General features: G+C 65.6%; 10 protein-coding genes. 6 read left to right on the top strand and 4 right to left on the bottom strand.

Translation table 11 applies throughout. The features are described 5' to 3' along the window. The first annotated feature begins 109 nt into the window (after positions 1–109). The 4 genes from DDF70_RS13390 to mutL all read left to right on the top strand — a co-directional run bounded on the left by DDF70_RS13390 (position 110) and on the right by mutL (position 6,439). Complete coding sequence (locus DDF70_RS13390; protein WP_114945362.1) at positions 110–1,441, top strand: M16 family metallopeptidase; 1,332 nt, start codon at positions 110–112, stop codon at positions 1,439–1,441. Between the two features lie 28 nt (positions 1,442–1,469). Then, complete coding sequence (locus DDF70_RS13395; RefSeq protein WP_114945363.1) at positions 1,470–2,747, top strand: M16 family metallopeptidase; 1,278 nt, start codon at positions 1,470–1,472, stop codon at positions 2,745–2,747. A gap of 206 nt (positions 2,748–2,953) precedes the next feature. Next, positions 2,954–4,270 carry a glucose-6-phosphate isomerase gene (locus DDF70_RS13400; RefSeq protein ID WP_114945364.1) on the top strand — a complete coding sequence of 439 codons (1,317 nt, stop codon included), beginning with the start codon at positions 2,954–2,956 and terminating at the stop codon, positions 4,268–4,270. Between the two features lie 318 nt (positions 4,271–4,588). Further along, the gene (gene mutL / locus DDF70_RS13405; RefSeq protein WP_114945365.1) at positions 4,589–6,439 is read left to right on the top strand and encodes a DNA mismatch repair endonuclease MutL; all 1,851 of its coding nucleotides are present in this window, start codon (positions 4,589–4,591) and stop codon (positions 6,437–6,439) included. Positions 6,440–6,471: 32 nt separating this feature from the next. Here mutL and DDF70_RS13410 read toward each other — a convergent pair whose 3' ends face one another. Both DDF70_RS13410 and mgrA read right to left on the bottom strand, forming a co-directional pair. Then, entirely contained in the window at positions 6,472–6,876 is a 405-nt protein-coding gene (locus DDF70_RS13410) for a PilZ domain-containing protein (protein WP_114945366.1), read from the bottom strand. A 222-nt stretch (positions 6,877–7,098) separates the two neighbouring features. Beyond that, positions 7,099–8,142, bottom strand: coding sequence for an L-glyceraldehyde 3-phosphate reductase (gene mgrA, locus DDF70_RS13415; RefSeq protein WP_114945367.1), 1,044 nt, complete (start codon positions 8,140–8,142; stop codon positions 7,099–7,101). Between the two features lie 198 nt (positions 8,143–8,340). On the opposite strand from mgrA, the gene DDF70_RS13420 reads away from it, so the two are divergent. Next, a complete protein-coding gene (locus DDF70_RS13420; RefSeq protein WP_114945368.1) occupies positions 8,341–9,153 on the top strand; it encodes a nickel-binding protein in 813 nt (270 codons plus the stop codon). 88 nt (positions 9,154–9,241) lie between these two features. Continuing rightward, entirely contained in the window at positions 9,242–9,529 is a 288-nt protein-coding gene (locus DDF70_RS13425) for a hypothetical protein (protein ID WP_162820392.1), read from the top strand. A gap of 152 nt (positions 9,530–9,681) precedes the next feature. Here the strand turns inward: DDF70_RS13425 and uvrB are convergent, their stop codons facing one another. Beyond that, entirely contained in the window at positions 9,682–12,387 is a 2,706-nt protein-coding gene (uvrB, locus tag DDF70_RS13430; RefSeq protein WP_114945370.1) for an excinuclease ABC subunit UvrB, read from the bottom strand. A gap of 47 nt (positions 12,388–12,434) precedes the next feature. Beyond that, the gene (locus DDF70_RS13435; RefSeq protein ID WP_114945371.1) at positions 12,435–13,478 is read right to left on the bottom strand and encodes a DUF808 domain-containing protein; all 1,044 of its coding nucleotides are present in this window, start codon (positions 13,476–13,478) and stop codon (positions 12,435–12,437) included. Positions 13,479–13,552: the final 74 nt, after the last annotated feature.

Raw genomic sequence — 13,552 nt, forward strand, 5'->3', positions numbered from 1 at the left:
GTATGCCGCACAGGAAAGATTTGCGGCTTCGCTTGCATAGCCTCCTAATTTGACTATCCCGTAGGAAACACCCTGCGAAACGAACTGATGTCGCCAAGGTTGAAACATCATGGACACTGCCTCTAAGCCTCTTCTTCGCGCTGACGCCGCCTCATTCGGGCGGACGGAAGGCAGTGGTCCGAACCTGTCTTCCTTCACGCTCGACAACGGTCTCGATGTCGTCGTCATTCCGGATCGCCGCGTTCCCGTCGTCACGCATATGATCTGGTACCGCAACGGTTCGGCGGATGATCCGCTCGGACAATCGGGCATCGCGCACTTTCTTGAACACCTGATGTTCAAAGGCACGGAGAAGCATCCGGCCGGCGAGTTCTCGAAGGTGGTCTCCGGCCTCGGCGGTCAGGAGAATGCGTTCACGTCGTTCGACTACACGGCTTATTTCCAGCGCGTCGCCCGCGAGAACCTGCAGACGATGATGGAATTCGAGGCGGATCGCATGACGAACCTTCTCCTGGAGGAATCCGTCATCGGCCCCGAGCGCGATGTCGTGCTCGAGGAGCGCCGTATGCGCGTCGAGACCGATCCCTCGGCCCAGCTCTCGGAGGCGATGGCGGCTTCGCTCTTCGTGCATCACCCCTACGGCATCCCGATCATCGGTTGGATGCACGAGATCGAGACGCTCAATCGCGATCACGCCCTCGACTATTATCGTCGCTTCTACACGCCCGAGAACGGCATCCTGGTCGTTGCCGGCGACGTGAGCGAGGACGAGGTACGTCGTCTGGCGGATGCAACGTATGGACGCATCGCCCCGCAGGGCAAGCGTCCGATGCGTCTGCGTCCGCGCGAGCCGGAGCCCGTGGCGGCGCGTCACATCACCGTGGCGGACCCGAAGGTCGAGCAACCGACCCTGCAGCGGCTTTACCTCGTTCCGTCCTGCCGCACGGCCTCGCAGCGTGATTGCTACGCGCTCGAGCTTCTCGCCGAAGTGATCGGCGGCGGCCCGACCTCCTATCTCTATCGCAAGCTCGTGATGGAGCGCGGCATCGCGGTGAATGCGGGCGCCTGGTACATGTCGTCCGCCATGGAGGACACGCGGTTCTGCGTCTATGCCGTGCCGTCTGAGGGCGTGTCGCTGCAGGCCCTGGAAGAGGCCGTCGACCAGGTGCTCAAGACGATCCCGGCCGAGGCGTTGGACGCGGATTCCATCGAACGCGCCAAGACGCGCCTCGTGGCCGAGACGATCTATTCCACGGACAGCCAGTCGTCACTCGCCCGCATCTACGGTTCGGCGCTCGCCATCGGCGAGACCATCGAGGAGGTGCGTCGCTGGCCGGTCGAGATCGAGACCGTCACGAAGGACGATCTCGCCTCGGCGGCCGAGCGCTATCTCATCCCCCGCCGTTCCGTGACGGGCTATCTGCAGAAGTCGGCCTCTTAAGTCCGCCTGCACAAGAATCGAGGTAATCATGACAGCTTCTGTCGAAACCATGTCCTCGTCTCCGACCACGGTGAAGGCGCTGACCTCCGCCAAGGGCGTCGAGGCTTGGCACGTCGAATCCGACGTGGTGCCGCTGATCGCCGTTTCCTTCATCTTCGAAGGCGGTTCGGCGCACGATCCCGCGGACAAGCCCGGCGTGGCGCAGATGCTGGCTCGCCTGCTCGACGAAGGTGCGGGCGAATACGATTCCGATGCGTTCCAGGAGCGGCTTGCGGCGCGTGCCATCGAGCTGTCCTTCAACGCGGGCAACGATGCGCTCGGCGGTTCGCTCAAGACGCTGGTGAAGCATGCGGACGAGGCCTTCGAGCTCTTGCGCCTCGCCCTCGCCGAGCCGCGCTTCGACCAGGATTCCATCGAGCGCGTGCGGGCCCAGACCATCGCGGGCCTCAAGTACCAGCAGAACGATCCGGGCGTCATGGCGACGCGCCGTTTCTTCGAGGAGGGTTTCGCCGGCCACCCCTATGGCCGCCCGACCTCCGGCACGCCCGAGAGCGTCGCGGCGATCACGCGGGACGATCTCATCGCCATGCATAAGGCGATCATCGCGCGCGGGCGCGTGAAGATCGCCGTCGTCGGTGCGATCAGCGGGGACGATCTCTCGGCTCTTCTCGACAAGGTGTTCGGGGCTCTGCCTGACGCGAAGCCGCTCGGCATCATCGAGCCCGCTTCGCTGCAGAAGCTCGGTTCGCGTGTCGTGGTCGATCTCGACGTTCCGCAATCGGTCATCCGCTTCGGCATGAACGGCATCGCTTGGCGGGATCCGGGCTTCATTCCGGCTTACGTTCTCAATCACATCCTCGGCGGCGGCGCCTTCACCTCGCGCCTGTTCCAGGAGGTGCGCGAGAAGCGCGGCCTCGCCTACAGCGTCGGCACGTCGCTCGTGAGCTACCGCTCGGCGAGCATGACCTGGGGCTATACCGCCACCAAGAACGAACGCGTGGTCGAGGCTCTCGACGTCATCGCCGACGAGATGGCGAAGCTGACCAGCGAAGGCCCGTCCGACGAGGAACTGCAGAAGGCGAAGGATTACCTCATCGGCTCCTATGCCCTCGGCTTCGACACCTCGACCAAGATCGCCCACACCCTGGCGCAGATCGCCTTCGAGGGGCTTGGCATCGACTACATCGCCCGCCGCAACGGCCTGGTTGGGGCCGTGACTCAATCGGACATCCGCACGGCCGCCGAACGCATCTTCGGCGACGGCCGGATGTTCACCGTGATCGCGGGGCGGCCGACGGGAGTGTAGCCTTCCGGGGCAGAGATTTCACCGACCCTAGAGCCTCGGACCCAAAAGTGGACACCACTTTTGGGATTCATCCGATGCTCCTTCCTCTTCGCTGGCGCATCGGATGGAGCGGAAAACCGGGTCCACTTTTCCGTCCGATGCGCTAGCCTCAGGGCCGTCTCTGCCCTAATCTTTCGCTCCTGCTTTGAACGAGTCGGAGTACGCTTATGGCCCTGCAGCAATCGATCGATCTTGCCCTTGACACCAGTATCGGGGGAGGCGGTCTGACGCAGGCGGCGCTCGACGACGCGCTGGCGCTCGTCAACGAGGCCATGAAGCGGCTGTCCGAGGACGATGCCTCGGGCCGGTTGCCGCTCCTCCACATGCCGCGCACCACGGACGATCTGGCGAGCATCCGCGAAGCGGCCGCCTTCCTGCGGGACGATGCCACCGACGTGGTGGTTCTCGGCGTCGGCGGATCGAGCCTCGGCGGCCAGACCCTGGCGCAATTGAAGGATTACGCGGTGCCGGGCACCGGCCGGTTCACCGAGAGCCCGCGCATCCACTTCCTCGACAACCTCGATCCCATCACCTTCGACCGTGTCCTTCACAAGCTTCCGCTCTCCTCGACCAAGTTCGTGGCGATCTCCAAGTCGGGCGGCACGGGCGAGACGCTGATGCAGACCATCGCCGTGCTCACGGCCCTCGAGAAGGCAGGGCTGCGCTCCCATCCCAACGATATGTTCCTCGGCGTGTCCGAGCCCCGCAAGGACGGTGCCAAGAACGCCCTTCGCGACCTCCTGGAACCCGAGGGCGTGCGCTTCCTCGATCATCACACCGGCATCGGCGGGCGCTACTCGGTCCTGACCAATGTGGGTCTCCTGCCGGCCGCCGTGCTCGGCCTCGACATCGAGGCCATCCGCCGGGGTGCGGCCGACGCCTATGAGCCCTTCCGCAACGGCGCATCCGCCAAGGATGCACCCGCCGCCCTGGGAGCCGCCCTGAACGTCGCCGCGGCGAAAGCCGGCAAGGGCATCGCGGTCACCATGGCCTACGCGGACCGCCTCGAGCGCTTCACCCGCTGGTGGGTCCAACTCTGGGCCGAGAGCGTCGGCAAGGACGGCAAGGGCACGCAGCCCGTCGCGGCGATCGGTCCCGTGGACCAGCACAGCCAGCAGCAGCTCTACCTCGCCGGTCCCAACGACAAGCTCTTCACGGTGCTGACCACCGGCGTCGCCGGCAAGGGGCCTGTGATGAACGAGGCGTTGGCCAAGCGCGCCGGCCAGGCGGCCTTCGCGGGCAAGACCATCGGCGACCTCGTGGCCGCCCAGGGCCGCGCCATGGCCGACACCTTCGCCAAGAACAGCCGCCCGACCCGCCAGATCCATGTCGAGACCCTGGACGAGCGCGCCCTGGGCGAACTTCTCATGCACTTCATGCTGGAAACGATCCTGGCCGGCTACGCCATGGGCGTCGACCCGTTCGACCAGCCCGCCGTGGAAGAGGCCAAGATCCTGGCGAAGGAATATCTCGCGCAGGGCTAGGGACGTCTGCCGGGTAATGAAACTGGTATCGTTCTCGGAATGAAGCACAACGAACCCTCTCCCCCTTGAGGGAGAGAGTTGGAGAGGCGGGTGCGGCGCCATACGTGGATAGGCTATTGCTCCCCCCCTTCCTAGCCCTCCCCCACAATGGGGGAGAGTGGATTTCCTGCGCCCCATCCTGCTGACGCTGCCCACACTCCCGACACTCGCCCGTCACGTCACTCCGTCAGAGCCTGGGGAATAACGTCGCGCGTTCTGGTTTCCTGCGCCGTCACCCCCTATGTTCCCCTTTCCGAATCCGAACCTCCGATCCTGCGCATGCATGTCCGCCGCCTCGATCCCATCCTCGTCGACCGCATCGCTGCGGGCGAGGTCGTCGAGCGTCCGGCGGCTGCCGTCAAGGAGCTGGTCGAGAACGCGGTCGATGCAGGCGCGACCTCCATCGAGATCGCCGTCGAGGCCGGTGGGCGGCGCCTGATCCGCATTGTCGATGACGGACGGGGCATGACGCCGGAAGATCTTGAGCTGGCGGTCGAGCGTCACGCCACCTCCAAGCTGCCGGACGGCGACCTGTTCTCGATCAACACGCTCGGCTTTCGCGGCGAGGCCTTGCCGTCCATCGGGGCTGTCGCGCGTCTCTCCATCGTCACCCGGACAGTTGAGGCCGAGACCGGCTCGTCGCTCGTCGTCGAGGCGGGCGTGAAGGGGCCCGTGCGTCCCGCGCCCGCGCCGAAAGGCACCCGCGTCGAGGTGACGGACCTGTTCGCCGCCACGCCCGCGCGCCTGAAATTCCTGAAGAGCGACCGCTCCGAGGCGCAGGCCGTCGCCGAGATCGTCAAGCGGCTCGCCATCGCGCATCCGACGATCCGCTTTACGCTTTCGGGCGAGCACATCACCGCCTTCACCTATCCGCCGGAGGAGCCCGGCGAGCACGGCTTCCTGCGCCGTCTGTCACGGGTGCTGGGCGCGGAGTTCCATGAGAACGCCATGTCCATCGGCATCGAGCGCGAGGGCGTGCGGCTCACCGGCTTCGCGAGCCTGCCGACCTATCATCGCGGCACCGGAGCGGCGATCCATTTCGTGGTCAACGGGCGGCCCGTGCGCGACAAGCTGCTGCTCGGTGCGGTGCGCGGTGCCTATGCGGACGTGATGGCGTCCGACCGGCATCCGGTTCTCGCCATCATGATCGATCTCGATCCTCGTGCGGTGGACGTCAACGTGCATCCGGCCAAGACCGAAGTGCGCTTTCGCGATCCGGCCTTCGTGCGCGGCTTCGTCGTCGGCGCGCTGAAGGAAGCGATCACCCGCTATGCCTTCCGTGCCTCGTCGACCGGCGGCACGCGCACGCTGGAGAGCCTGCGTCCGCAAGGAGCGCTGCCATCGCGTCCGGCCTATCCGCACCGCACGCATGCGATCCGCCCGACCAGCGCCTTCGCCAACTGGCAGGCGCCGCTCGATCCGCCGGAACGAACTTATGCGCCTTCCTCAGGCCTTGCCGAGCGGCAGGCGAACCTGCCCGATCTCGCAAGCCCGTCGGCCGACGGCCGCGCAATGCTGCACGAGATCGAGCCGGAAACGGAGGAGGCGCCTCTGGGCGCCGCCCGCGCGCAATTGCACGGCACCTATATCGTCGCGCAGACGCAGGACGGCATCGTCATCGTCGACCAGCATGCGGCCCACGAGCGCCTTGTTTACGAGCGCCTGAAGCGCGAGCGCGCCGCCTCGGGCATCGCGCGGCAGTTGCTCCTCATTCCGGAGGTGGTCGACCTCGATCCCGTCGATGCCGACCGCGTTCTGGCGGAAGCGTCTTCTCTCGAGAGCCTTGGTCTCGTGGTCGAGCCCTTCGGTCACGGGGCGCTGTTGGTGCGCGAGGTGCCGTCGGCGCTTGCGGGCGGACGCATCAAGGCGCTGGTGCAGGACGTCGCCGACGCTTTGGCGGAATGGGGGCAGGGGGCTGCAGGTCCCCTGGAGGAGCGCCTGGACGCCGTGCTCTCGCGCATGTCCTGCCACGGCTCCATCCGCGCCGGACGGCGCATGCGGCCCGAGGAAATGAACGCCCTGCTGCGCGAGATGGAAGCGACGCCGCTCTCCGGCCAGTGCAATCACGGCCGGCCGACCTACGTGGAATTGAAGCTGACGGATATCGAGCGGCTGTTCGGGCGGCGCTAAATTTCTCAACAGCCGAAGTGTGAGGCCTGGGCTTAGGCGGTGGTGCGATAGAGCTTGAGGTTCTTGCGGGCGGGCTTCGATGCAAGATGGACCGGCATGGCGGCCTGTTCGAGGCAGACCTCGAACCGCAGATCCTCAGGGGCATTCGCGGCCGGTGCGAGATCGGCCTCCTCGGCGCTGAATGCGACCCCGGCGAAATCGCCGTTGCGCCAGCATACCCGCGCGCGGCGCACCTGCAGGTCATGGGCCGCGATGTACAGCTCGAAGCTTTCCGGCAGGTCCATGTGCCGCTTGACCGCGATCCTGGCTCCGCCGGTGGAGATGTCCTTCACCAGGCACGAGATCATCGCCTCCGGGCCCAGCATGATTTTTGCCGGGTGATGCGTGGGAAAACGTCTGTCTTTCCGACGATTGTCGATGGCAGTGACGGAATCCATGGGAGGTGACCCTAGGTCAAGTGGCCGGTGGAGCTTGGCATTAACCACTTGTTAACCGACTTCTCAAGTCCCTCCGAAGGAGTATTCGCCTAAAAGCTAAGGCTTTCTGTGCATCGTGCGGCACTGCGGATGCGCGCCGCACGATGCATTCTTCAAAGGATGGTGCATCGGACTTGGCCTTGAAAGGGCAGGTGCCCTTTGGGAGCGAGGCTCTGCTGTGGATTACCGGGCCGGTCCCTTCCGCTCTGCCGATGCCGCCCAGATGTTCAGGTCGCCTTCGCCGGCATAGCGGTCGATCTCGGCGAGCTCCTCCGCCGTGAAGGCGAGGTTCTTGAGCGCGCCGACGCAGTCGATAACCTGCTCGGGACGGCTCGCGCCGATGAGGGCCGAGGTGACGCGTCCGCCGCGCAGAACCCAGGCCAGCGCCATCTGTGCCAGCGTCTGACCGCGCCGTTCGGCGATGCCGTTGAGGCCACGGATGCGGGCGATGTTGTCCTCATTGAGGAAGCTCGTGCGCAGGGACTTGCCCTGGGCCGCGCGGCTCTCGTCGGGAATGCCGTTGAGGTATTTCGTCGTCAGCATGCCCTGCGCCAGCGGCGAGAACACGATGGAGCCCATGCCGAGCTCGTCGAGGGTGTCGAGCAGCCCGTCCTCCTCGATCCAGCGGTTGAGCATGGAATAGCTCGGCTGGTGGATGATGCAGGGCGTCCCCAGCTCGCGCAGGATGGCCAGCGCCTCGCGGGTGCGCTGGCTGTTGTAGGACGAGAGGCCCACATAGAGCGCCTTGCCCTGCCGCACGGCCGAATCGAGCGCCAGCATGGTTTCTTCGAGCGGCGTGTTCGGATCGAAGCGGTGGGAATAGAAGATGTCTACATAGTCGAGCCCCATGCGCTTGAGGCTCTGGTCGAGGCTCGACAGGAGATATTTGCGGCTGCCCCATTCCCCATAAGGTCCCGGCCACATGCGGTAGCCTGCCTTGGTGGAGATCACCAGCTCGTCGCGCAGGCCGTGAAAGTCGTTGCGCAGGATCTCGCCGAACAGGGTTTCGGCCGAGCCGGGAGGGGGCCCATAATTGTTGGCGAGATCGAAATGCGTGATGCCGAGATCGAAGGCGGTCCGGCAGATCTCCCGCGCAGTCGCCGCCGACTTGTCCTCGCCGAAATTGTGCCAGAGCCCGAGCGAGATCGCCGGCAGAAGCAACCCGCTGCGGCCGCACCGGTTGTAGAGCATCTCGTCGTAGCGGGTCTCAGCGGGCAGGTAGGCCATCGAACTCTCCAGCAGGGCAATGAGGCAGACGATCTACATAGCGCATCATGCGCAAAAGTGGATCCGATTTTCACCAGCCCCGCGGTTGGACAGATGGACGACCTCCATCCCTCACCCGTTCGGGACAGGGCAAATGGGCCATCGCCCCCTGCGACCGAACCGTGTAGACTAAGCCGGGGGCAGGGAGGGAGATCCACCATGCCCATCTTCCTGGATCGGCACGAACTGCAGGGCCTGACCGCCGCCGATATCGCCGACGCGCACCAGAAGGATCTGCAGGTGCAGGGGCACTATGGGGTGCGGTTCCTGACCTACTGGTTCGACGATACCCGTGGCACGGCGTTCTGCCTCATCGACGCGCCCGATATCGAGACCGCCATGCGGGTGCACGACGAGGCCCACGGAAAGATCGCCCGCGACGTGATCGAGGTCGATCTCTCCGCCGTCGAGGCCTTTCTCGGCCGCATCTCCGACCCGGTTTCGGCAGCGTGCTGTTCGACCGGCAGGGTCGATCCCGCCCTGCGCGCCATCATGTTCACGGATCTCGTCGACTCCACTGCCATGACCGAGCGCCTCGGCGATACGCGCGCCGTCGAGATGGTACGGGCGCACGACGCCATGGTCCGCCGCGCCCTGCGCGACAAGGGCGGGCGCGAGGTCAAGCATACCGGCGATGGAATCATGGCTTCCTTCGACGACGCGACCGCCGCCGTGGACGCCGCCCGGGCGATCCTGCAGGCCTTCGAGGCGTTCAACCTGGCAAGTCGCGAAAAGCTGCGCGTGCGCATCGGCCTCGATGCGGGCGAACCCGTCGCCGACCACAACGACCTGTTCGGCGCAACGGTGCAGAGGGCCGCTCGCCTGTGCCAGAGCGCCGAGCCCGACAGCATCGTGGTGTCGGAGGTCATCACGACCCTGGTGGCTCCGCGCTTCTCCTTCGTGGATCTGGGAGGCCGGGCCGTGAAGGGCTTCACGCAGCCGGTGGAGGCGTTCGCGGTGAACTGGCGGTGAGGGAAACGCTCCTTGATCCAGTGGCCCGCCACAATGAAAGCGCGACTCGCGTCTATCCTGACGGCTCGGGCGGAAGCCGAGGCGTCGGGTGACAGTGAGAGGTCTGGTCTGGTTCATGTTGTTCGGGGCCGCGTCCGTGGCGTTCTATCGGGTGAACGACCGGATCGTGTGTGATGTCTGCCGCCGCGAGAGGCGCCCTTATCCACCGGACTGGACCCTCTCGATCTACTGGCAATGGCGCACGATAGCCGGCGGCTGGTACGGGGACGCAAAGCATGCCGGACTGCTCTGGCCCAAAGCCACCGCTACGGCTGCCATCCTCATGGCCGGCATCGGCCCGGTGCTGACCGGCATCATTGAAGCGATGCCGGGCTAGAGCATCGAACGCAAAAGTGGGAACCGGTTTTGCGTGGAAAGATGCGAGGAAACAAAAACTAAAGCGTTGGACGTGAACTCGAATTTACGTCCGACGCTTTAGCTCCGGATATCGGCGTACGGTGGGGCAAGCCCGGCTCTTCGCCAGATGCCTTACCGCCCCTTCCGTCCCTTGTATTTTGGCTTCTGCCCCGCGAAACCTTGCGTCGAGCGCGCGGCCGGGCGTTCGCGGTAATTCAGCGGGACCTCGCGGTCCGTGCCGGGACCCATCTCGTCGAGGCCGGGCTTGCGGATGCGGGTGCCCTCGTCCGAGCGGCCCTTGCCGGTCGGTCCATAGGCATCGGAATCCTCGTCGCCTTCGCTCGCCCCCTCGGGCGACGGGGGAAGCCCCTTGGGCGGCAGGTTGGCGCTGCGGCCGTATTTGCGCGAGCCGCCGTATTTGCCGGCTTCCTTTTCCACGTCGGCCTGCCGCGCCATCGGGTCGTCGCTGATCGCGAGCTCGGTGGCTTGAAGGCGCTTGAGCTCGTCGCGCAGGCGCGCGGCCTCCTCGAATTCCAGGTTCGCGGCGGCTTCGCGCATGCGCTTTTCCATGTCGGCGATGACGGCCTTGAGGTTGTGGCCGACGGTCCTGTCGGCAAGGCCGGTATCGACGGACACGTGATCGCGCTCGTAGACGCTCTCGAGAATGTCGGCGATGTTCTTCTTCACGCTCTGCGGCGTGATGCCGTGCTCGGCGTTGTAGGCGAGCTGCTTCTCGCGGCGACGGTTGGTCTCCGCGATCGCTCGCTCCATGGAGCCGGTGATCTTGTCGGCATAGAGGATCGCCTTGCCTTCCACATTACGCGCCGCACGGCCGATGGTCTGCACCAGCGAGGTCTCGGAGCGCAGGAAGCCTTCCTTGTCCGCATCGAGAATGGCGACGAGCGCGCATTCGGGAATGTCGAGACCCTCACGCAGCAGGTTGATGCCGATGAGCACGTCGAACGCCCCGAGGCGCAGGTCGCGGATGATCTCGATGCGTTCCAGGGTGTCGATATCCGAGTGCATGTAGCGCACGCGGATGCCGTTCTCGTGCATGTACTCCGTGAGGTCCTCGGCCATGCGCTTGGTGAGCGTGGTCACGAGCGTGCGGTACCCTTGAGCGGCAAGCTCCTTCACCTCGTGCACGAGATCGTCGACCTGGCTTCGCGCGGGCCTGATCTCCACCACCGGATCGACGAGACCCGTGGGGCGGATGACCTGCTCGACGAAGATGCCGCCGGTCTGCTCCATTTCCCATTTCGCCGGCGTCGCCGACACGTGGACCGATTGCGGCCGCATGGCGTCCCATTCCTCGAAGCGCAAGGGGCGGTTGTCGAGGCAGGACGGCAGGCGGAAGCCGTATTCGGCGAGCGTCGCCTTGCGGCGGAAGTCGCCGCGATACATGCCGCCGATCTGCGGCACGGTGACGTGGCTCTCGTCGGTGAAGACGAGCGCGTTGTCGGGCAGGTATTCGAACAGGGTCGGCGGCGGCTCGCCGGGCTTGCGGCCGGTGAGATAGCGCGAATAGTTCTCGATGCCGTTGCACACGCCGGTGGCTTCGATCATCTCCAGGTCGAACTGCGTGCGCTGCTCCAGCCGCTGCGCTTCGAGCAGGCGGCCCATGCGGGCGAGTTCCTGCAGGCGGTGCTGCAGCTCGTCCTGAATGCCTTTCACGGCCTGCTGCAGGGTGGGGCGCGGCGTCACATAGTGCGAGTTCGCATAGACCTTCACGAATTGCAGGTCGTTGGTCTTCTTGCCCGTGAGCGGATCGAACTCGACGATGCTCTCGATCTCGTCGCCGAACAGGCCGATGCGCCAGGCACGGTCCTCCAAGTGGGCCGGGAAGAGTTCAATGACATCGCCGCGCACCCGGAAGGTGCCGCGCGCGAAATCGCTCTGGATGCGCTTGTATTGCAGGGCCACGAGATCCGCGATCAGCTGGCGCTGCTCGATGCGCTCACCCACCTTCACGGAGAAGGTCATGGCCGTATAGGTTTCGACCGAGCCGATACCGTAGATGCACGACACGGAGGCCACGATGATCACGTCGTCGCGTTCGAGCAGCGCGCGCGTCGCCGAGTGGCGCATGCGGTCGATCTGCTCGTTGATGGAGCTTTCCTTCTCGATGAAGGTGTCCGAGCGCGGCACATAGGCTTCGGGCTGGTAGTAGTCGTAATACGAGACGAAGTACTCCACCGCGTTGTCGGGGAAGAACGACTTGAACTCGCCGTAGAGCTGCGCGGCGAGCGTCTTGTTCGGCGCGAGGATCAGGGCAGGGCGCTGCGTCTCCTCGATCACCTTGGCCATGGTGAAGGTCTTGCCCGAACCTGTGACGCCGAGGAGCACCTGATCGCGCTCGGCCCGCCGCACGCCGTCCACCAGTTCGCGGATGGCGTTGGGCTGGTCACCCGAGGGCGTGAAATCGGACTTGATCTTGAACGGAATGCCGCCTTCCGACTTCTCGGGGCGAGGCGGGCGGTGCGGCACCCAGGGCTTGCCGTTCTTGAAGCGCGGATCGCCTTCCGTGAGCAGCCTCGACAGCGCATCGACGGTAGCGGAGAAGCCGGACCCGGAGCCAAGGTCGCCCAGTTCATCGGCCACGTCCGGCCCGTCGTCCGGGCCTTTCAGGCCAAGCTTCTTGGCGAGCGCCGGGTCGACATCCGCGATGTCGCCATGGATGAAGGTTTCCTGCGCCCGCTCGGCAAAGCCCTCGGCCGCCTCCCGCTCCCGGTTGACGGCGGGATTGAGAAGTTCTGCCAGATGCGGGGCCAGGGGCTTCAGATCAGGTTTGGACGCCTTCCCAGTGGAAAGCTTGGGCTTCTTGGGTGATTTGGCCATAGAACGAATATGGTACGGATAGCCGGGGAATGGAAGAGGACAGGCGCTTACACGGAAGGCTTCCCCGCCTTCCGCCTTCCTCCCCGCAGCGCCCTGACGAGCGGCACTGCGACGAAGTGGACGAGGGGAATCAGGATGGCGCCGATGAGGAGCCCGACGAGGCCGGAGGCGGCGGCCGAGACCAGCCATTCCACCGCGCCGCCGAGGCTCGGCACCGCATGGCCGGCGGCCGCGGCAATATCGTGGATGACGTGGCCGAGACCGGCGAAGCCGTAGCCTTCGAGCCCGTGGATGATGATGCCGCCGCCGACCCAGACCATCGCGGCGGTGCCCAGTATGGCAAGGGTCTGGAGCAGGACCGGCATGGCTTTCACGAGGCCACGGCCGAAAGCCCTGGTGAGAGGTGCCAGCAGGCGGTCGGTGTGCAGGGGAGCGCTCTCGGGCACGCGCCGCAGCAGGCTCGAGACCGGCCTGGGAGCGCGGGCGAGCGCCACGCCCACATCATCCGCCTTCACGATCAGAGCGACGCCGCCATAGACCAGGGCCGTGATCCCGATGCCCACGATGGCCAGGACCACGGCCTGCATCCAGGTCGATCCCGTCGGAATGCTGGCGAGGGTAATCGCCATGATCTCGGCCGAGAGGATGAAGTCGGTCTTGATGGCGCTGCTCACCTTCTCGTCCTCGACGTTTCCGGCGATCTGGGTGGCCCGTTCATGCTCATGGGCCCCATGGGGGAAAAGCGCCCCGAAGACTTTCTCCGAGCCCTCGTAGCACAGATAGGCGCCGCCGATCATGAGCAGTGGCGTGATGGCCCAGGGGGCGAACAGGCTGAGGAGCAGGGCCAGCGGCAGGAGGTAGATCAGCTTGTTCTTGAGCGAGCCGAGCGCGATCTTGCCGACGATCGGCAGTTCCCGCGCGGCGGAGAAGCCGGTCACGTAGCGCGGGGTCACGGCGGCATCGTCAATAACCACGCCGGCCGCCTTCGCGCCTGCCTTGGCCGCCTGGGCGGCCACATCGTCGAGCGAGGCGGCCGCGACCTTGGCGATGGCCGCGATGTCGTCCAGCAAGGCGATGAGGCCGATGCTCATGAAGGCTCCTGTCGAAATCGGTCGGGCGTGACTGTGGCTCGATGAGCAACAGCTATCGATTGGTTTCGGTCTCG

The sequence above is a fragment of the Microvirga calopogonii genome, from assembly GCF_003347665.1.
GTDB lineage: Bacteria > Pseudomonadota > Alphaproteobacteria > Rhizobiales > Beijerinckiaceae > Microvirga > Microvirga calopogonii.

Coding starts and splice junctions, on each gene's coding strand:
- DDF70_RS13435 (WP_114945371.1), bottom strand. CDS start 13,478: ATGAGCATCGGCCTCATCGCCTTGCTGGACGACATCGCGGCCATCGCC.
- uvrB (WP_114945370.1), bottom strand. CDS start 12,387: ATGGCCAAATCACCCAAGAAGCCCAAGCTTTCCACTGGGAAGGCGTCC.
- DDF70_RS13410 (WP_114945366.1), bottom strand. CDS start 6,876: ATGGATTCCGTCACTGCCATCGACAATCGTCGGAAAGACAGACGTTTT.
- mutL (WP_114945365.1), top strand. CDS start 4,589: ATGCATGTCCGCCGCCTCGATCCCATCCTCGTCGACCGCATCGCTGCG.
- DDF70_RS13395 (WP_114945363.1), top strand. CDS start 1,470: ATGACAGCTTCTGTCGAAACCATGTCCTCGTCTCCGACCACGGTGAAG.
- mgrA (WP_114945367.1), bottom strand. CDS start 8,142: ATGGCCTACCTGCCCGCTGAGACCCGCTACGACGAGATGCTCTACAAC.
- DDF70_RS13390 (WP_114945362.1), top strand. CDS start 110: ATGGACACTGCCTCTAAGCCTCTTCTTCGCGCTGACGCCGCCTCATTC.
- DDF70_RS13400 (WP_114945364.1), top strand. CDS start 2,954: ATGGCCCTGCAGCAATCGATCGATCTTGCCCTTGACACCAGTATCGGG.
- DDF70_RS13420 (WP_114945368.1), top strand. CDS start 8,341: ATGCCCATCTTCCTGGATCGGCACGAACTGCAGGGCCTGACCGCCGCC.